The organism is Eubacterium sp., from assembly GCF_057858645.1.
The window spans coordinates 1-19,378 of the sequence record NZ_DBLZZO010000022.1 but is presented as its reverse complement, the minus strand read 5'-3'; the positions used below and the strand labels follow the sequence as shown (position 1 = coordinate 19,378).

Sequence of the window (19,378 nt, the reverse complement as noted above, 5' to 3'; positions counted from 1 at the left end):
ACCTCAATCAATGTAATTGAAAGTCCTTTCTTTTAGTTATTGTTAATTGGTTTGATGTATAAACTGATTTCTATATTCTTTTGGACTAAGTCCTGTATTCTTCTTAAAAAGAGAAGAAAAATAAGCCGCATCATGTATACCGATACTATCAGCAATTTCAAAAGTTCTAAGAGTAGAGCCTGCTAACAAATCTTTTGCTAAGGCAATTCTCAAAGTAGTAATGTAATTGATTATTGAAATGCCACATTCTTTCTTAAAAGTTCTGCTAAGGTAAGATTCATTTGAATTTACAATTTTTGCTAAAACTTCCAAAGATAAATCTTCAGCTATATGGTCCTGAATGTAAGAAATAGTTTCCTGTACAAAATCACTGTATTTCTTAGTGGATTGAGTAAGGAGTTGTTTAACGGTATTAAGTAAATCTCCTATGAAAGTTTTTAACTGAAAAATATCTGAACAGTTATTTATCATGCCACTGTAATCTTTTTCAGGCAAAATCAAATGTGACTTCAAAACTACTCTGTAGCAAATATAATAAATTTGGAAACATATATTTACAGCAGTATCTTCATCAGCAAAAGAGCTTTGCAGTTTAATGAAAATGTCAGAGGCAATATCGTTAGATTTCTTAAAGTCAAGTTGTATTATGGCTGTTTCAAAATCATGTAAAAGTAATGTAGTTTCTGCTGAAAGATTGTTATTACCATCAGCGGCTTTGGCAGTGTAAGTTACAATGTGCGAAGAAGAATAAAAGCATAGCGACAAAGCCGAAATAGCCTGTGAAACACCTGCTGCAAATTCTTCAATGCAGTTATGATGTTCGCTTATGCCAACAAATACCGGCTCGTTGTATTCTTTATAAAATTCGTTAATAACAAGGTTACAGTTGTCTACTATCTGCCCTATGTAATTTTCGTTTGTTTCATAATAAATAGTTATAATCAGATTATTATATCTGTAGCAATAGCCGTTGGATTTAAAATCAATAATTGTGTCTTTAAGCAGATTAATTGAATCTGTTGAATCAACTAATTGAAAGGCCGCAACATAGAAGCCATTCAAATTAATATCGTGTTCAGCAGCACGTTTTTTTATATCCTCAGTTACAACAGAAGAGTCTGTTAATTCCTGAAAAACAGTATCTTTTAAATAAGCAAATTCCTTTTCATCAATTGTTTTGTTGCTTCTTGAGGTAATCAGTTTCTGGGCTACATTTTGAACAGATTCAATAATTTTTTCTTTTGCCGCAGGCTTTAATATATATTCGTTTACCTGATATTTAATTGCAGACTGGGCATATTCAAATTCGGAATAACCTGACAAAATAATAACTGCAATATCAGGGTGGTTTTCATAAACATATTCTGCCAGCCCTATACCATCAAGAACAGGCATTTTTATATCAGTTAAAACAATGTCAATATTGTTGTTTTCTATAATTTCGATTGCCTCTTTGCCGTTACTGGCAGTGGCAGTAACCTGACAATCATAAGCATCCCAATTAATATAATCAGATAAGCCTTTTCTAATGACAACTTCGTCATCAACAATTAACAAGTGAAATTTCATAGTGTGTTCCTCCTTACAAAGTTGTATCTTCAAAGTTAAATGGTACCATAAAGGAAATTGTAGTTTTTTCCATTGGTATACTTTCTATATGTAAGCTGGAATTTTCTCCATACATAAGAAATAAACGTCTGTTTAGGTTTTTTAATCCAACATGAGTGTGACCACCAACCTGTACATCCTGTGTTTCGTTGGTATCAAAAGTTGGAATTTTGGTAAAACCAACACCATCATCAACTACAGATATACAAACATTGTCACTAATTTTCTTTATGGAAATAGTTAAAGTACCTGATGTTTCTTTTGGCTCCAAGCCATGTACATAAGCATTTTCAACTAATGTTTGAATTGAGAAAATTGGTATATGACATTTATCAAGATTTGGTTCAATATCAAAAAATACCTGTATTTTATCTTCAAATCTCATTTTTTGTAAATAGTTATAAAATCTAACATAAGACAATTCATCTTCAACAGTAGCTTCAAAATTATCTCTTGAAATAACTGTGGCTTTTAACAGTTCCCCGAGAGCAATTGCCATGGAATAAATTTCATTATTATCTGACATCTGAGCTTTCCAAGCCATTGTATTAAGCACATTAAATAGAAAATGTGGATTAATCTGTGACTGTAAGGCTCTGATTTCTGCATCTTTTAAAAGCATGTTTTGTTCTAAAATATCATCATGATATGAATGGATTTCGCTTAACATATTATTAACTGATAATTGAAGAGAATAGAACTCTTCGTAATCATCAAGGGAAGAAATGTGTTCTGAATAATTTCCATCAGCTATTCTGTCAACATATCCCTTCATAACTGTTATAGGGCGGGTAATAACCCTACTAAATAAGAAAGCAATAATTGTTACGGCAACAATTATTAAAATAATTACAACTATATATGGAAGTAATACATTAAATAATTGTTTTGATATTTGAGCTTTAGGTGCCATAACTACAGTGTTAAGTTCCATTTTTTCTATATTGTTTGATAGGGCAAGATAACTATTATCTTTAAAAGTTGTATCAAAAAATACCCAGTCACTGTTTTTTATAATAGAATTTTTTAGTGCATTCATTTCGTGTTTAGTAGTATTTCCATCGGTCCCGGAAATAAGTTCAACATCTTTATTATATAGAAAAATATGCCAACCGTTAGAAATACTTTGAGTTAAGTCAGCAAGCCATTCCTTTTTGTCAATGGAAATAATTACTGTGCCTAGAATTTCACCACTATCTGAACTGTAAATGGATCTGATGAAATACAGGCAATTGGAATTATCCAAAGAACGTATTGTTAAAGTTGGAGTTTCCTCATTATAAGTTCTATATATTGTTGTTGTCTCTGTTGTGGATAAAACAGATTCATCTTTTGAGACGTGAATCTGGCTACCCTGATTATTATAAACGTATATTGAATTAATGTAGGATTTCTCCCATATATTGTTCATAATAAGAACAGAAGTCATTTGTTTTAAAACTACTGATGAATTAGCATTATATTCATAGTTTTTTTCCAGCCATTTATAAACTGAATCATTTAAAGTAAGTATTCTGTATACAGAATCTATTGTATCTATATTATTGGAAATGGCATCAATTGTGGAACGGCCTTCCTGTAACATCTGCTCCTGATAGCTTTTGGTAAATTCCTTAGCAGTTTTGTAAGAAAGAAGAATACCACTTACAAGTAGGGCAACTACGATTGTAATGGTAATAAGAGCAGTAACCTGTGTTTTGATTTTTTTTCTGTGTGTGTGAGCTTTGCCGGCTTTTGTTATTTCGGTAATGTTCACATTATTAGTTTTTTCTTTATTAATAGTCATGTAAACCTCTTCTGTATAAATGTATAAAATAGAATCCTATTTGTATTGCTTTTTGTTTATGTTAATTATAACATAAGAAAATAATAAAAGTTGCGTTTATGGAAAATAGACAAAAAATTACAAAAAAATGTAAAAATATGTAAAAAAATCACAAGTTTAAGTAAAAATATTCTATTCAGAAACACACAAAAAACAAATATAATGTAATCATCAAACAGAGCGAAGGAGGAATATTTTATGAGAAAGAAGAAATTGTTAAGCTTGTTACTTGTTGGAACAATGGTAGCAGGACTTATAACAGGATGTGGTTCTTCAAGCAAGGACACATCAAAGAGTGATTCAGGAAAATCAAAGGACGGAAAGGTAGTACTTAACGTAATTAACTATCATGTAGGTACAGATTACGCAGCAGATTACTACAAATACTTATTTGATGCATTTAAGAAAACAGATGAAGGAAAGAACGTTGAATTTAATTTTGAAGAAATTCCTACAACAGATGCATTTAACCAGAAGATTAAATTATTAATTTCAAGTGGTGATTTACCAGACATCGTTTTAAATGGTGGAAACAACATTACAGCATTAGCTGCTAAGTCAGGTAAGGTTCAGGACTTAACACAGTATCTTGAAGATGACAAAAAATGGAAAGCAATGTTTAGTGATACAGACCTTGAGTTTAACTCATACAAAGGTAAGGTTTATGGAATTCCAGTATCAAAAGAAATTTCATACATTTACTATAACAAAGACTTATTTAAGAAAGCAGGAATTGAAGCTCCTAAAACAGGATATGCAACATGGGATGAATTCTTTGCAGCATGTGATAAGTTGAAAGCAAAAGGAATTACACCTGTAAGTATGGACAGCGCAGACCTTGGCTGGTTATCAAATCTTTGGTACAGCGGTTTAATTGGTACAGCAGGAAAAGAAGGAAACGACTTTATGAACAAGCAGTACCCAACAGACTACAATACATCAGTTGTTGAAGATGCAACAGCAACACTTCAGAAAATGCTTCAGAAGTATACAACATCAGATGCACTTGGCGGAAAATATGACACAATGGCTACACACTTCTTTAACGGAGAAGTTGCAATGCTTCCAAATGGACCTTGGATGATTCCTGATTTCAAGAGCACAGACAAAGCTCCTGAAGGTTTCTATGACAAAGTTGGTATTATGCTTCTTCCAGGTTCAGGTATGGAAAGTGTTCCAACACCTGGTGACATGGTAGGTGCAAAGGATCCTGATAAGATTAAAGCAGCAGTAGCATTCTTAAAATTCGAAACATCTGCTGAAAATCAGATTAAAGCATTAGAAATGGCAGGATTGCAGCCAGTATCAAGCAACATTGAAGTACCACAGTCTCTTAAAGATTCAGATCCATTAATGGCAGACGTATTAGAGATTCAGTCAAAAGCTAAGTACACATACGGTCAGAACCAAGCTTACTGGTATCAGAATGTTATTGATGTATTCTCAAATCAGTTGCCTGAATTAGCTTATGGAAACATTACACCAAAAGAATTCTGTAAGAAATTATCAGACGCAGCTAAGAAAAATTAAAGTAAATTAAGGTTGATGACTGTCTCATATAAATAATCACAAAGAAAATTATATGGGACAGTCTTTTTTTGTGAAAGGATAGTGAGAAAATGTCTACAAAAAATAAAAAAGGATGGATATTGGCATTTGCATTACCCTGTGTGATTCTATTTTGCATAGTGTATGCAATACCTTTGATAATGGTTATAGTTACATCATTTTGTAATTATTCAGTGGCACAGTCACCGGTATTTCAGGGATTGGATAATTTTAAAACAATTTTTGCAGATCCGGATTTCAAAGTCGCAATTATTAACACATTAAAATGGGTGTTAATACAGTCAACATTACATGTTTCTATTGGTTTTATTATGGCTCTTATTTTAAGAAGAAAACCAAGAGGCTGGAAATTTACAAGAGTAGCTTATGTAATACCTAACATTATACCTACAGCTGCAACAGCAGTAATGTATTCATTATTATTAAATCCTACATTCGGTGTAGTAAAAATGATATACGAGAAATTAGGAATTGACACAACAATGGTAATTAACCTTTTTGGTAATTCAAAATATGCATTCTGGACAGTAACAGCAACATGGGTATTTTATTCAGGATTTAACATGTTAATTTTCTTAGGTGAAATGCAGGCAATAAGCCCTGACATTTACGAAGCAGCACAGGTAGACGGAGCAACACCGGGACAGGCTGACAGATACATAACAATTCCATTAATGAAGAATGCATTTGGAACATGTGTAATTTTAGCTTCAGTTGCAATGGTATCACAGTTTGACATTATTTATATGACAACCAAGGGCGGACCTGGTAACAGTACGTTGAACCTGCCAATGTATTTGTACAAGATAATTACTTTAGAGAACAATTATGGTAAGGCAAATGCAGTTGGTGTTGTACAGATTATATTAGGTTTAGTTTTAGTAATTTTAATTCAGAAACTATTTAACCAGAAAAAAGATTTAGAGGAGGTATAAAGATGGCAGAAAAAGTAAGCGGACCGAAATCATTAAAAAAACAGCCGGCTGCCTTAAGGGTTGTTCTAAGCATATTTAAATATTTATTCCTTCTTCTAATTGTATTTATATCAATTGGACCAATTATATGGGCAGCATTAAGTTCATTTAAAACTTATGCGGAAATCAATGCCTCAGCATTATCATTACCTAAGGCATTCCATTTCTCAAACTATGTAGATGCATTTAAATATGCACCTATTCAGAAATACTTTTTAAACAGTGTAATTGTAGTAGGTGTCAGCGTTCTTGTAACACTTATTGTAGTAGGAATGTGTGCCTATGTTACTGCAAGATACAACTTTAAATTAAAACCTTTGCTTGTACTTATGATTTCAGCATCATTAATGTTACCTGCACAGGCTATATCACAGCCATTATTCTCAATGTTCAAAACATTGGGTATATATGATACAAAACTTGGACTAATTATAGTCTACGCGGCCATGGGAATTCCAATGTCATTCTTCGTAATGACAAGTTATTATAAAACAATTCCTTTAGCACTTGAAGAATCAGCATATATTGACGGAGCATCATTTATACAGTCTTTTACAAAGGTAATTCTTCCTTTAGCAAAACCTGGATTTGCAACAATAGCAATGCTTCAGTTTATTAATACATGGAACGAGTTCTACTTTGCATTAATGCTCACAAGTGGAGACACAGCAAGAACAGTTCCAATTGCATTAAATTATTATTTAGGAACATTTGCAAACAATTATTCAGCACTGTTTGCGGCGGTAGTTATAACAGTATTACCAACAATTATTTTCTTTATTATATTACAGAAACAGGTTATGGAAAGTTTAACAGCAGGAGCTGTTAAGGGCTAAATTTTAGAGAAAATTATGGAGGCTTATAATGGAAAAAAATACATATCCGGTAGAAAGCTGGAAAGTTACAGAGAAAAAATTTTTAAAAGAATGGAATTATAGAAATGAGACAACATTTGCTCTTTCTAATGGATATATCGGTACAAGAGGAACTTTTGATGAAGGTTATCCTTTTACAGTAGATGAAGGTTTAGAGGGAAACTTTATTAATGGTTTCTATGAAAGTGAGAATATAAGATATGGCGAGTGGAATTTTGGATTCCCTAAAAAAAGCCAATCATTACTTAACCTTCCTAATCTAAAAAAGACAACTCTCATATTTGATGATGAACCATTTGATTTATTTACAGGAGAAATCAAAGAATATGAGAGAAGCCTTTTGATGGAGGACGGTGAAGTTATAAGAAATGTTTACTGGAAATCACCTAAAGGCAAAGAAGTAAAAGTAACTTTTAAAAGATTAGTGTCTTTTAGTGATAAGAATTTAATGGGTATACAGATTAAATTTACACCATTAAATTTCAGTGGAAAAGTTAAGATAAATTCATTCTTTGATGGAGCAGTGGAAAATCACACAAGCACTACAAACCCATTAATTGATTATGGCCCTTATGGAAAACATTTAATTCCAAGAGGACTTGATGTTAAGGGTGACACACTTATATATGAAGCAGAAGTGAAAAATAACAAATTTACAATGGCATGTGGAAGTGTTTGTAAGTGTGGTGGAGAAATTACAGATAAAGATATTCAGGAAGAAACTGCTGTTGTTACATATCAATTAGATGTAACAGGGAATGAAGAATATACTTTTGAAAAAATCATAGCTTATTCATCTGACTTAGATATGGATAAAGACAAGTTATATGGCTTTATTCAGGAAAAATTAGAAAAAGGAAATGAATTAGGTTTTGACGGCTTAGAAAAATTACAAAAAGAATACATGCAGGAGTTCTGGAAGAAGGCTGACATTAAGATTGAAGGCGATGATCAGTTACAGCAGGGTATCAGATTTAATTTGTTCCACATTATGCAGTCAGCAGGTCGTGATGGTAGAACAGGTATGGGCGCCAAAGGTTTAAGTGGTGAAGGTTATGAAGGTCACTACTTTTGGGATACAGAAATGTATGTACTACCTGTTTTCATTTACACTGACGCAGAACTTGCAAAACAGTTATTAACTTACAGATATGATACTTTAGATGCGGCAAGAGATAGAGCTAGAATTCTCGGTCACACAAAGGGAGCATTATATCCATGGAGAACAATTAATGGAGAGGAAGCGTCAACATATTTCCCACTTGGTACAGCACAGTATCATATAAACGGTGATATTGCCTATGCTTACAAATTGTATTTTGATATTACAGGAGACTATGACTTCTTAATTGAAAAAGGAGCAGAAGTTTTAATTGAAACAGCAAGAGTATGGGCAGATGTTGGCTGTTTTGCAGAGTGCAAGGATAATAAATATTGCATTTGTGCAGTAACAGGACCTGACGAATATAACGCAATTGTAGATAACAATTTCTACACTAACTTAATTGCCAGAGAAAATTTAAGAAGTGCAGTTTGGGCTTTAAATAAAGTAAAAGAATTAGATAAGGAAGCTTACAACAAGTTAGTTAAGAAGTTAGATTTCAGTGAAGATGAAGTTGAGTATTGGGAAAGAATTATTGAGAATATGTATTTCCCATACGATGAAAAATTGCAGATTTATCCACAGGATGACGGCTTCCTTATGAGAAAGCCATGGGATGAAAGTAAGATACCTGAAGAAAAGAGACATTTGCTTTATGAAAATTATCATCCACTGTTTGTTTACAGACAGAAGATGGCTAAGCAGGCAGACGCAATTCTTGGTATGTTACTTTACAGCAATTACTTTACTAACGAAGAGTTAAAGAGAAATTATGATTTTTATCAGACAGTTACATTGCATCATTCATCTTTATCAACATGTATTTTTGGAATTTTGGCAAGTCAGATTGGATATGATGATGAAGCATATAAATATTTCTCACAGTCTGCAACAATGGACTTAGAGGATATGCATAACAACTTTTATGCAGGTATCCATGCTGCAAACATGGCAGGTACATGGCAGGGCATTGTATTTGGTTTTGCAGGCGTAAGATCAAACAGAGGTTATTTAGAAATTAATCCAAAGATTCCAAATCAGTGGAACTCTTATGAATTTAATATTCAATATAAGGGAAGTGATTTAAGCATAAAGATTACAAAAGAGGATGTAACTTATCAGTTACTTAATGATGTGGAAATCAGTTTTGAAAGTTTAGGTGAAAGCCTGACATTGAAGAAAGGAGAAAAATATGTACAAAAAATATAAAGCCATATTTTTCGATTGGGACGGAACAGCAGTTATGTCAAGACAGGCACCTGTGGAAGAAACAGTTCAGGCAATGAAACCGCTTCTACAGAAAGGCATAAAATTAATCATTGTTAGTGGAACTACATACGATAAGATTGCCGGTGGAGAAATTCATAAGTATTTTACAAAAGAAGAAAATGAAAATCTTTATTTAGGTTTAGGCAGAGGTGCTTTTAATTACCAAATGGTTGATGGTAAGCCGGAAGTTTTTGCAGACTGTATTCCAAAGGATGAAGATTTGCTAAAAATACATGATATATGTTATCAGGTTCACAGATATCTGTTAAAAGAATATGGCTTGAAAACTGATATAGTTTTTTCAAGACCCAATTACTGCAAAATTGATTTAATGGTAGAAGATTTACGTGGTGATCAGTTATTTATGCAGGCAGATGAAATGTCAAAATTAAAAACACTTCTTAGTGACCATGGTTTAAAAAATGGTTTAAGAGATTTAATTGACATTTCAGAAAAAATCGGAAAAGAAAATGGCATGGAAGTGTCAGCTACATGTGATGCAAAATATTTGGAAGTTGGTATTTCATGTAAAAGCGACAATGTTGATACTATTTTTGAAGAAATTTCTAAGGAAGGCATTTTGCCTGAGGATTGTTCATTTTGGGGTGATGAATATGTTGGCATAGAAGAAGGCTTGTATGGAAGTGACAGTTTTATGCTAACAGAAAAAACAAAGAATGGTGATTTCTTTGATGTATCATTACTTGAAGGAACAAGACCTGAAAAGATTCAGGTAGTAGGCGGTAGCGTTGATACATTTATCAATTTCCTAAAAGAGCAGAATCAGTAGTAATCAAGAGTAAAATTGATAAGAACAAAAGATAAAAAGAACTGATAAAAGTCAGAATACATAAGAAAAATAAACAGGAATAAATGAATTGTAACAATGGTTTAATTGTTAGTTATAAAAGGAGCGAAACGATGAAAATTATCATAGCAGATGATTACAAGGACATGAGTAGAAAAGCAGCTAATTATTTGTCAGCACAGGTGATTTTAAAGCCGGGCTCAGTAATTGGTTTGGCAACAGGTGAGACTCCTATTGGAACATATAATCAGCTTGTAAACTGGTACAAAAAAGGTGATATAGATTTTTCTCAGACAAAAACTGTTAATCTGGATGAATACAAGGGCTTAGAGGGAACTCACGAACAAAGCTACAGATTCTTTATGAATGAAAATCTTTTTGACAGAATTAATATTGATAAGAAAAATACATATTTACCAAACGGTATGGCAGAAGACGAAGAAGCTGAATGTGAACGCTACAACGGCATCATTGAAAAGTTAGGTGGCATTGACATGCAATTATTAGGAATTGGCTTAAATGGTCACATAGGTTTTAATGAACCGGGCGAATCATTTGAGAAGATGACACATTGTGTTGAACTTACTCAAAGTACAAAAGATGCAAATCAGAGACTTTTCAAACCGGGAGAAAAAGTGCCTGAAAAGGCATTTACAATGGGAATCAAGTCAATTATGCAGTCAAAGCATATTTTACTTATTGCCAGCGGAGCCAACAAGGCTGAGATTGTTAAGGAAGCTTTCTTTGGACCTGTAACTCCAAAGGTACCGGCATCAATTTTACAGTTACATAATCATGTAACAGTTATTGTAGATAAAGATGCTGCTAAGTATATTCAATAATTTACTTATAGAGAAAATTTGTTTAATCAAACAAATAATAATTACATAAGATAAAATAGCATGAAGTGAAATCTACAAGGAAAGTGTATTTCATAAAGTGAAATTCGCAAAAGAATATTTCAAAAAAGTGTATTTCATAAAAAGGGATTAGCCACTGTTAGTTTGTGTAACAATGGCTAATCCCTTTTAATATGTAATGGAAATTCTTCGAGAATTTCCGTTATTCCAATAAAGACACACTTAGGTGTGAAAATAAATTAGTTGCGATTAAGTACGCATCCAGTGTGAAGAACATCGCAAGGGATGTTTTGTGTTGTAAAAATTAACTTTTAGTAATGATATACTTTTCGTTTGTTAATAAAGAAGAAGGCTGTAAAGCACAATGTTAAAAGTTCTGCAACAGCAACGGCAATCCAAATACCGTTAATTCCAAATAGGATTGGAAGTGTCATTACAACAATAATCTGAAATACCAGTGTTCTTAAGAAAGAAATAGTAGCTGATATTAGACCGTTGTTTAGTGCTGTAAAGAATGAAGAACCATATATATTAAAGCCGTTAACAAGGAATGTAAGGCAATAAATTCTGAAACCGTGAACTGTTAGGGCAAACAAATCCTTGTCATAACCTACAAAAAGTTTAGACAATGGTGATGCTATTGAAAAAGAAAGAATCGTTAAACATACACCACATATGCTAATAAATGACAGACTTTTTTTAAATAGATTTTTTAGCTCAATATGGTTCTTGGCACCGTAATGATAACTTACAATTGGAGCACTACCAATTGAGTAGCCGATAAATATAGCAGCGAATATAAAGTTTACATACATAATAGTTCCGTATGCTGCAATCCCGTCTTCACCTGCAAATTTCATAAGCTGCAAATTGTATAAGGAATTAACAACGGAGCTTGATAAATTAGTCATTAATTCTGATGAACCATTTGTGCACGCTTTAAGCAAAATTCTTCCTGAAAAAACAGGTTTGCCAAGTCTTAGCAAACTTGAGTTTTTTCTTGAAAAATAAATAATAGGAACAAGCCCACCAATAAATTCACCACAAACTGTTGCACAAGCAGCACCGGCAACGCCCATTTGCAAAATGTAAATAAACACAAAATCAAGAATCATGTTAGTAACTCCCGCAGACACGATTACGCACAAGCCAAGCTTTGGCTTAGTAGCAGTTACAAAGAAACTTTGAAATACATTTTGAAGCATAAATGCAGTTAATGAAATAAAAGAAATTCTTCCGTAAATCAAACAGTTGTTAAGCAGGTCACCTGTGGCACCAAGAGCAATGGCGATTGGCTTAACTAAGAAAAATCCTAATATTGAAACAACAATGCCGCCAATTAAAGTTGTATAAACAAGCATTGAAAAGTATTCATTAGCTTTTTTCTTCTGACCTTTACCAAGGGTTGCTGCCACAATGGCACTACCACCTGTACCAATCATAAAGCCCAGCGCAGAAAGTCCCATCATAAGTGGCATAATAAGATTGACAGATGCAAAGGCGGTTTTCCCAACAAAGTTAGATACGAAAAGCCCGTCTACAACACTGTAAATAGATGTAAAAATCATCATAACAATTGATGGTAGTACGAATCTAAATAATTTTTTATAAGTAAAATGATCTGATAATTGTATATTCATGTTTTCTCCTAAATAATAATTTGGTTAAAGCTTAGAGATACTGTCTTTTAAAGCCTGACAGTAGTCGTTAAAAAGTTTCAACATTAAGTTGCATTCATCTTTCTTCATACAGGAAAAAGCTTTATTTTCCATAGCTATGAGAGGAAAGATTTTTTTTTCACAAAACTGTCTGCCCTTTGGGGTAAGGTAAATGTGCATTTGTCGTCCCTTACCGCTGGTTAAGGTTAAAAAATCATCTTTTTCCAATCTACGGATAGATGAATTGATTGTCTGTTTTGACATTGAAAGCATAGTGCTTAGGTCTTTTTGCAGGCAACCGTCACCTGTTTCGCAAATAGTATATAAGATTACAAATCCGCTATCAGATAATCCAAGCTTCAAAGCTATGTCATGATAGATGCCATCAAAAGTCTGATAAATTCTGTTAAATGCCATTAAGTTAGGGCTGATATATGCTTTATTAAATTGTTCCATAACAATACTCCTTTGCAATTGTAACTAAATCTTATTAATAAATAAGTTAGGTAAAATAATTTAAAATATTTGCATTTATAAAAATAAATAGGCTTAATAAGTCCGAAAGCATACTTTACACATTCTAGTATGATTTCGGACTTGTGTCAACTATTATGTTTTAGTAAATCACTAATTTTTTCTTGACTAAATATATAAAATAGTATATATTACTTAAATAAATAGTTCATAAAGTGAACTATTTTAAAAAGAAAGAAATAGGAAGTAACAGAAAATGAAAGATAAAAATTGGAAAGACATGATAGAAAAACATGGAGAGCTTAGATTCTTCAGTAGTATGGCAATAAAGAAAGCCCACAAAGGTCAGAGTACATCAGCACAGGAACTGGATATGCTGTTTAGAGTTGCCTTGTCCAAAGAAAAAGTAACACCCGGTTACTTAAAAGATGCAATGGGCATAAGCAAAACAATCATAAGCAGATTAATAGAGCAACTAGAGAGCAAGCAGCTTATAGAAAAAATCCGCACAAATGAGGATAAAAGAAGTTATACATTGATAATAACTGAAAAAGGAAAAAAAGAAATTGATGATATGTATTACTATTATTTAAATCCACTATATGCATTAAAGGAAAATATGGCGGAGGAAGAATTTGAACAATTATTCAAACTAATAAAACAGGCAAATAGTATATTGGCAAAATAAACCGCCAACAATATAAAATCGAAAATATAAACAAAATCTGCGGTTAATAAAAATTAAAGAAAGTGCTTGGAACCCGTCGGTTCATCAAGGCAGCGTAGTCGGCTTGATAGAACCGCTACGAGGTGGAAGCAGCGGGAGCGTGCTTTCGTAATTTTATTAGACGCAGATTTGGAAATAGTTTAATTTTAGCAAATACAGATTGGTGATAGCTAAATTTTATTAGCCGCGGATTATTAAAAGTTGTTTAACATAAATGAAAGGAATAGAAGATGACGTTTTATCAGGAATTACAGTTAAGCTCAACAGGCTCAAAACAATTAATAAAAAACACAACAGACAAAAAAGAAAAAACACGACACATTTTAATTTATAATTTCAAAGTATATTTGGTTGTAGCATTTTGCTTTTTGGTAGTAACAGCATTTAGCATGATTTTTGGAAATGACAACAGTGTGCCGGGAGTTGTGGTACTTCTTGCAATACTTGTGTTGCGACAGGCAGATTTTGGAATAAAAACAACCCATGGACTAATCTCAATAGCCGGGATATTTGCAATATTAATAGTCGGTCCAAGGTTAAGCAACATGGTTGATCCTTTTACAGCCTTTCTTATTAATATTGTTTGCATATTTTTACTAATGATGTTTGGATGCCATAATGTAATAATGTACAATCATTCAACTTTTGTACTGGGATATTTATTACTTCAAGGTTACGATGTTTCAGGAAAAAGTTATCAGTTACGTGTAGTCAGCCTTGTTGTAGGTATGCTAATTTGTATGGGGGTTTTTTATAAAAATCAGAAAAACAGACCTCATAAAAGAGGTTTTATGGATATTTTTAGAGAATTCAATATACACTCTGCTAGAAATAACTGGTATTTAAAATTAACACTTACAGTTTCAACAGCAATGTTAATTATTAATCTTTTAAATATACCAAGGGCAATGTGGGTAGGAATTGCCTGCATGTCAGTATGTGTTCCATTTTCCAGTGACATTGCACCAAAGGCAAAGAAAAGAGCACCATTTAACATTGTGGGCAGCCTAATATTTGTTGCCCTTTACTATGCCCTCCCTAAGTGGGTGCATCCATATATTGGAATTATAGGTGGAATTGGTGTTGGTTATTCAGCCGGCTATTCATGGCAGACAGTTTACAATACATTTGGAGCGTTGTATATTGCCTCTGGAATTTTCGGTGTAAAGACAGCAGTATTGTTAAGAATTTGTGCAAATATTTTTGCTTCATTATATACAGTTTTGTTTGACCATGTATTTAATAATGTATTTTCATATATAAAAAATAGAAAAGAAAATTTAATAACGGAATAACAATGCTTAAAACAAAAAAATATAGATGTATAATTAAGAAATTTAAGAGAAGAAAAATTCAAATTAGAATAATAACAAAGTATAGTTTAATATAAAATAGTTGAAAGTGATAATTACAAAAGTTTCCAAATCGAATATATTTTAGCAGGTATAAACTGACTCCTTTTATTAAGAATAATAATTAGATGAATAAAAGTTATTCTTGGTAAAAGGAGTTTTTTATGAAAGATAAAATTTTTGGTGTGTTGCAACGTATAGGAAGATCATTTATGTTGCCTATTGCAATACTACCTGTGGCTGGGTTATTGCTTGGAATTGGCAGTTCCTTCACAAATGAAACAATGCTTAAAGCCTATGGTTTGTGGAAGTTAATGGGACCGGGAACAATTGCAAATGGGATTTTCAGAGTTCTTAGTGATGCAGGGAATATTGTATTTACCAACCTACCTATTATTTTTGCAATGGGCGTGGCAATTGGTATGGCAAAAAAAGAAAAAGAAGTTGCAGCACTTTCAGCAGCAATTGCTTTTTTTATAATGCATGCATCAATTGGAGCCATGATTACAATTAACGGTGGAGCGGAAAATATGCTTAGGGGTGCAACAGCCGATGTAGTAGGTATTACCTCTCTTCAAATGGGTGTGTTTGGTGGAATTATTGTAGGTTTAGGTGTGGCGGCACTTCACAACAGATTTTACAAAATTCAATTACATCAGGTGTTGTCCTTTTTTGGAGGTACTAGGTTTGTACCCATTATTAGTGCGTTGGTTTACACATTGGTAGGAATTTTAATGTTTTTTGTTTGGCCGGTAATACAAAACGGTATATATTCTGTGGGGGAATTTGTTCTTAATTCAGGTTATGTTGGCACATGGGTGTACGGATTTATGGAAAGACTTCTTATACCATTTGGTTTGCATCATGTATTTTATTTACCGTTCTGGCAAACAGGAGTGGGTGGAACCATGGAAGTTGGCGGCCAGTTAATTGAAGGGGCTCAGAATATTTTCTTTGCCCAGTTAGCAGATCCAACTGTTTCAAAATTTGCAGTTTCTGCAACCAGATTCATGTCAGGTAAATTCCCTTTAATGATTTTTGGACTGCCGGGGGCAGCACTTGCAATATACAAAACTGCAAAGCCTGAAAAAAGAAAAGCAGTATCAGGTTTGTTATTGTCAGCAGCCTTAACATCTATGATTACAGGGATAACAGAGCCCATTGAATTTACATTTCTTTTTGTAGCACCTGTTCTTTACGGAATACATTGTGTGTTGGCAGGACTTGCATATATGCTTATGCATTTATTTAACGTTGGCGTAGGAATGACTTTTTCAGGTGGACTTATTGATATGTTTCTATTTGGAATAATGCAGGGAAACAGAAAGACAAGCTGGATATGGATTGTGGTAGTTGGTGTAGTGTATTTTATCGTGTATTATTTTCTTTTTACACTTCTTATTAAAAAAATGGATTTGAAAACTCCAGGTAGAGATGATAGCGATGAAGTAAAGCTTTATAACAGAAGTGATGTGGAAGCAAAAAAAGGTAAGAACGATTGGCAGAATGATAAATCTGCAAATGAAGAAGCAGCAGACAAAATTTCCCAAATGATTTGCAATGGACTAGGTGGCAAGAAAAATATTTCGGATGTAGATTGCTGTGCAACAAGACTTAGATGTACGGTTTTTAAATCTGAACTTGTAAATGATGATATTTTAAAAGCATCTGGAGCTTCGGGAGTAATTCACAAAGGCAACGGCGTGCAGATTATTTATGGACCGAAAGTTACTGTAATAAAATCTAATTTGGAAGATTATTTAGAAACTGCGGAAAATATAGAATATGTTGGTGAGAAGTCTGGAAACAGCAACGATAGCAGGCATGAAAGAATTAACAGTAGTGAAAATAATGGTGGCAGTTTGGAGAAGCAAAATAATGAAGATAAGATTGGAAAGTTTCCATTAGACACTAAAATTATCTATAGTCCAGTTATAGGCGTGGCAAAAGATTTAAGTGAAGTAAATGACGAGGCCTTTGCAAGCAGAATGATGGGAGACGGAGTAGCAGTTACACCAACAGATAGTGTTATTAAGGCTCCAGCAGATGGTGAGATTTCTTTTGTCTTCGATACAAAACATGCAATAGGTTTTACAACAGATGATGGGGTGAGCCTGATTATCCATGTGGGAATTGATACTGTAAAGCTACAGGGAAAAGGTTTTGAAATTCTAAAACAAAAGGGTGAGAAGGTGAAAAAAGGCGAGCCAATAATGAAAATTGACATTGATTATTTGAAGAAAAATGCACCATCTCTTGATACACCGGTTATGTGTACGGAATTAAAAGACAATGAGAAAATCCGAGTAATAAAAGTAGGAGAAGTCAAAGCCGGAGAAGAACTTTTCGCGATTGATATTTATAAGTAGAGGGTAAGGTTTGGAAATTTAAAAAGTTAAAAATAAAATAGCCGTAGATACAAAATAAAAACAGATATAAAATATGAAAAATTAAGATGCAGAAAAAAGATATGTTCTTTAATCTGCATCTTTTATTATGTAATAAGAAACGTTCCACTTTGGATGCGCACTCGCACGAATGGAAAAATATTGCTAAATAGGCACGCGCTGGTTGCGTAGAATGTCGCAAGCGACATTCTTTGCTCTGTTATATATTGTTGTATAAATGATTGATTTGAGTTTTTCATATATTAATAAGTTATATAAATTATTAACTATTTCAAGGACTAGCTCTGGGATAGTAAGTTGAAAAAATCAAGGATTATGTTAGGAATAGCAAATTGAGAAAATTTAATATTCGTTTAATGTTTCTTTTGTAGGATTGATATTGGCATAATAGCTATTGCGCAGAATAATAGTTATTACACAGAATTAAAAAAATATTTATGATTAAATAAAGTAGAAATACGTGTAAGAAAATAGTTATAAATTAATGGTTGGCTATCGGGGACAAATTAAAAATGAACCCTGATAGTGTTAAATAACCTATGAAATTGAGTTGAAGAGAAAAAACTTATAAATTAAGTATTTCAGGAGGTGGCAGAATGAAAATTTTAATTATAGAAGACAAGATATTATGATTCAAATGATGGAGAATTTTTAAGCCAGGATACCTATAGAGGCACAGGAACTGACAAAAATACATGGAATCTATATGCATATTGTGCTGGAAATCCGATAAATTATGTTGATCCGAGTGGACATTGGGTAGTTGGTGTGTATTTGGAATTACAAGCAGCATGTGTATTGGGTGGAGTTCTCAGCTTTGGAGTGAATGCAAATGAACATGGCTTTAATGTAACAGTTACACCAGGGGTACAATTCCAAATAAATGCTTCGGCTAGTTGCTCAGTGGCTTTTGTATGGTTTCCACGTATGAAAAGTCTTAAAGAAATGTTAGGATGGGGGCTAGATTTATCAGCAGCTTATTCTTGGGGAGCATATGTTTCAACAGGAATATCATTTGATTTTGCAAATATGAGAGGAGGAGCAAAAGGATCAGGGGGTGGATCAGCAAGTTTATTTCCAGTAACTTTGGGCTCTAGTTTTACATATACAAAAGAAATAGGATATGTAAGTTATAAATCATTAGATAAAATGAAAAGAAATCAAACTAAAAAGAAAAGTAAATGGGGATTCACATATAAGTACACAAAGAAAAAGAACTATGTTAAAATTAAAGTGTCAAGGTTTAAAAAAACAATTAAATATTATTATAAAAAGAAGAAAATAAAATTATAAGGTGAGGTAATGATGACAATAGAAAAGAATAAATTAAGAAAAATGGAGAGAAGGTCATTAGTGATGATTGTGATAATGGCTTTTATACTTTTTTGCTTTGAAGCATTAGCAATGGTTATAGCAAAGAGCTGGGAAGACATATTAATTTTAATAGCAGGATTCATAGTTGCAACTATTATGATTTTATTTCTTATATATTATAATAATATGATTACTATATATAAAGTTGAATACAAAACAGGTAGCGTTATATTTTATTCCACATTGAAAAAATATTATATAAATGGACAGGTTAGATTAGAGGAGACAGTAAAAAGTTTTGTCATAAAGACAGCTGGAAAGCGTTTTCTTTTTCCAAAGTATAATAAATTCCCAGTGGAAAGAGATAGGTGTTTTACCAGTGATGAAATGGAAGAAATATTAAATAATTTAAATCAATATTAAAATGAATTTTAAAAGCCGGAAATATAGATATTACTGTACCGACCCCCAAAAGTTAGACCTAAAAATCTAACGATTGGAGGTCGGTATTTTTATGGCAAAATACAGTTATGAATTCAAAAAGCAGGTTGTTGA

At 32.8% G+C, this 19,378-nt stretch carries 15 protein-coding genes and 1 pseudogene; 12 read left to right on the top strand and 4 right to left on the bottom strand.

What is annotated here, in order from left to right:
• Nucleotides 1-42: 42 nt before the first annotated feature.
• Together ACZM4J_RS08620 and ACZM4J_RS08615 are read right to left on the bottom strand one after the other, a co-directional pair.
• Entirely contained in the window at nucleotides 43-1,569 is a 1,527-nt protein-coding gene (locus ACZM4J_RS08620) for a response regulator (protein ID WP_290988550.1), read from the bottom strand.
• A 13-nt stretch (nucleotides 1,570-1,582) separates the two neighbouring features.
• On the bottom strand, nucleotides 1,583-3,394 hold the full coding sequence (locus ACZM4J_RS08615) for a cache domain-containing sensor histidine kinase (protein WP_303000510.1): 1,812 nt from the start codon (nucleotides 3,392-3,394) through the stop codon (nucleotides 1,583-1,585).
• Between the two features lie 237 nt (nucleotides 3,395-3,631).
• Between ACZM4J_RS08615 and ACZM4J_RS08610 the strand changes: the two genes are divergently transcribed.
• The 6 genes from ACZM4J_RS08610 to nagB all read left to right on the top strand — a co-directional run bounded on the left by ACZM4J_RS08610 (nucleotide 3,632) and on the right by nagB (nucleotide 10,872).
• On the top strand, nucleotides 3,632-4,963 hold the full coding sequence (locus tag ACZM4J_RS08610) for an ABC transporter substrate-binding protein (RefSeq protein ID WP_412622497.1): 1,332 nt from the start codon (nucleotides 3,632-3,634) through the stop codon (nucleotides 4,961-4,963).
• A gap of 89 nt (nucleotides 4,964-5,052) precedes the next feature.
• Nucleotides 5,053-5,937, top strand: a complete 885-nt coding sequence (locus tag ACZM4J_RS08605) for a carbohydrate ABC transporter permease (RefSeq protein WP_022164975.1) — start codon at nucleotides 5,053-5,055, stop codon at nucleotides 5,935-5,937.
• 2 nt (nucleotides 5,938-5,939) lie between these two features.
• Nucleotides 5,940-6,812, top strand: coding sequence for a carbohydrate ABC transporter permease (locus ACZM4J_RS08600; RefSeq protein ID WP_022164974.1), 873 nt, complete (start codon nucleotides 5,940-5,942; stop codon nucleotides 6,810-6,812).
• Nucleotides 6,813-6,840: 28 nt separating this feature from the next.
• Nucleotides 6,841-9,162 carry a glycoside hydrolase family 65 protein gene (locus ACZM4J_RS08595; protein WP_412334377.1) on the top strand — a complete coding sequence of 774 codons (2,322 nt, stop codon included), beginning with the start codon at nucleotides 6,841-6,843 and terminating at the stop codon, nucleotides 9,160-9,162.
• Nucleotides 9,146-10,012, top strand: coding sequence for an HAD family hydrolase (locus ACZM4J_RS08590; RefSeq protein ID WP_117998768.1), 867 nt, complete (start codon nucleotides 9,146-9,148; stop codon nucleotides 10,010-10,012). The genes ACZM4J_RS08595 and ACZM4J_RS08590 overlap by 17 nt, the downstream gene beginning before the upstream one ends.
• Nucleotides 10,013-10,143: 131 nt before the next feature.
• On the top strand, nucleotides 10,144-10,872 hold the full coding sequence (nagB, locus tag ACZM4J_RS08585; RefSeq protein ID WP_022164971.1) for a glucosamine-6-phosphate deaminase: 729 nt from the start codon (nucleotides 10,144-10,146) through the stop codon (nucleotides 10,870-10,872).
• Nucleotides 10,873-11,201: 329 nt separating this feature from the next.
• On the opposite strand, the gene ACZM4J_RS08580 is transcribed toward nagB, so the two are convergent.
• Nucleotides 11,202-12,530, bottom strand: a complete 1,329-nt coding sequence (locus ACZM4J_RS08580) for an MATE family efflux transporter (protein WP_412622491.1) — start codon at nucleotides 12,528-12,530, stop codon at nucleotides 11,202-11,204.
• Nucleotides 12,531-12,554: 24 nt separating this feature from the next.
• Nucleotides 12,555-13,004, bottom strand: coding sequence for a MarR family winged helix-turn-helix transcriptional regulator (locus ACZM4J_RS08575; protein ID WP_022164969.1), 450 nt, complete (start codon nucleotides 13,002-13,004; stop codon nucleotides 12,555-12,557).
• Nucleotides 13,005-13,278: 274 nt separating this feature from the next.
• Between ACZM4J_RS08575 and ACZM4J_RS08570 the strand changes: the two genes are divergently transcribed.
• From ACZM4J_RS08570 to ACZM4J_RS08545, 6 genes and pseudogenes are all read left to right on the top strand, one after another.
• Entirely contained in the window at nucleotides 13,279-13,710 is a 432-nt protein-coding gene (locus tag ACZM4J_RS08570) for a MarR family winged helix-turn-helix transcriptional regulator (protein WP_302689570.1), read from the top strand.
• A 269-nt stretch (nucleotides 13,711-13,979) separates the two neighbouring features.
• Nucleotides 13,980-15,044, top strand: coding sequence for an FUSC family protein (locus ACZM4J_RS08565; protein WP_412622489.1), 1,065 nt, complete (start codon nucleotides 13,980-13,982; stop codon nucleotides 15,042-15,044).
• Nucleotides 15,045-15,265: 221 nt separating this feature from the next.
• A complete protein-coding gene (locus ACZM4J_RS08560) occupies nucleotides 15,266-17,470 on the top strand; it encodes a PTS sugar transporter subunit IIABC (protein ID WP_428244825.1) in 2,205 nt (734 codons plus the stop codon).
• 669 nt (nucleotides 17,471-18,139) lie between these two features.
• A pseudogene (locus ACZM4J_RS08555) lies at nucleotides 18,140-18,253 on the top strand (RHS repeat-associated core domain-containing protein); the annotation flags it as partial.
• Between the two features lie 24 nt (nucleotides 18,254-18,277).
• Nucleotides 18,278-18,802: a hypothetical protein gene (locus ACZM4J_RS08550; protein ID WP_428244824.1), complete on the top strand. Its 525-nt coding sequence runs from the start codon at nucleotides 18,278-18,280 to the stop codon at nucleotides 18,800-18,802.
• Nucleotides 18,803-18,811: 9 nt separating this feature from the next.
• A complete protein-coding gene (locus tag ACZM4J_RS08545; RefSeq protein ID WP_428244823.1) occupies nucleotides 18,812-19,246 on the top strand; it encodes a hypothetical protein in 435 nt (144 codons plus the stop codon).
• Nucleotides 19,247-19,378 lie beyond the last annotated feature (132 nt).

Coding starts and splice junctions, on each gene's coding strand:
- ACZM4J_RS08620 (WP_290988550.1), bottom strand. CDS start 1,569: ATGAAATTTCACTTGTTAATTGTTGATGACGAAGTTGTCATTAGAAAA.
- ACZM4J_RS08615 (WP_303000510.1), bottom strand. CDS start 3,394: ATGACTATTAATAAAGAAAAAACTAATAATGTGAACATTACCGAAATA.
- ACZM4J_RS08610 (WP_412622497.1), top strand. CDS start 3,632: ATGAGAAAGAAGAAATTGTTAAGCTTGTTACTTGTTGGAACAATGGTA.
- ACZM4J_RS08605 (WP_022164975.1), top strand. CDS start 5,053: ATGTCTACAAAAAATAAAAAAGGATGGATATTGGCATTTGCATTACCC.
- ACZM4J_RS08600 (WP_022164974.1), top strand. CDS start 5,940: ATGGCAGAAAAAGTAAGCGGACCGAAATCATTAAAAAAACAGCCGGCT.
- ACZM4J_RS08595 (WP_412334377.1), top strand. CDS start 6,841: ATGGAAAAAAATACATATCCGGTAGAAAGCTGGAAAGTTACAGAGAAA.
- ACZM4J_RS08590 (WP_117998768.1), top strand. CDS start 9,146: ATGTACAAAAAATATAAAGCCATATTTTTCGATTGGGACGGAACAGCA.
- nagB (WP_022164971.1), top strand. CDS start 10,144: ATGAAAATTATCATAGCAGATGATTACAAGGACATGAGTAGAAAAGCA.
- ACZM4J_RS08580 (WP_412622491.1), bottom strand. CDS start 12,530: ATGAATATACAATTATCAGATCATTTTACTTATAAAAAATTATTTAGA.
- ACZM4J_RS08575 (WP_022164969.1), bottom strand. CDS start 13,004: ATGGAACAATTTAATAAAGCATATATCAGCCCTAACTTAATGGCATTT.
- ACZM4J_RS08570 (WP_302689570.1), top strand. CDS start 13,279: ATGAAAGATAAAAATTGGAAAGACATGATAGAAAAACATGGAGAGCTT.
- ACZM4J_RS08565 (WP_412622489.1), top strand. CDS start 13,980: ATGACGTTTTATCAGGAATTACAGTTAAGCTCAACAGGCTCAAAACAA.
- ACZM4J_RS08560 (WP_428244825.1), top strand. CDS start 15,266: ATGAAAGATAAAATTTTTGGTGTGTTGCAACGTATAGGAAGATCATTT.
- ACZM4J_RS08545 (WP_428244823.1), top strand. CDS start 18,812: ATGATGACAATAGAAAAGAATAAATTAAGAAAAATGGAGAGAAGGTCA.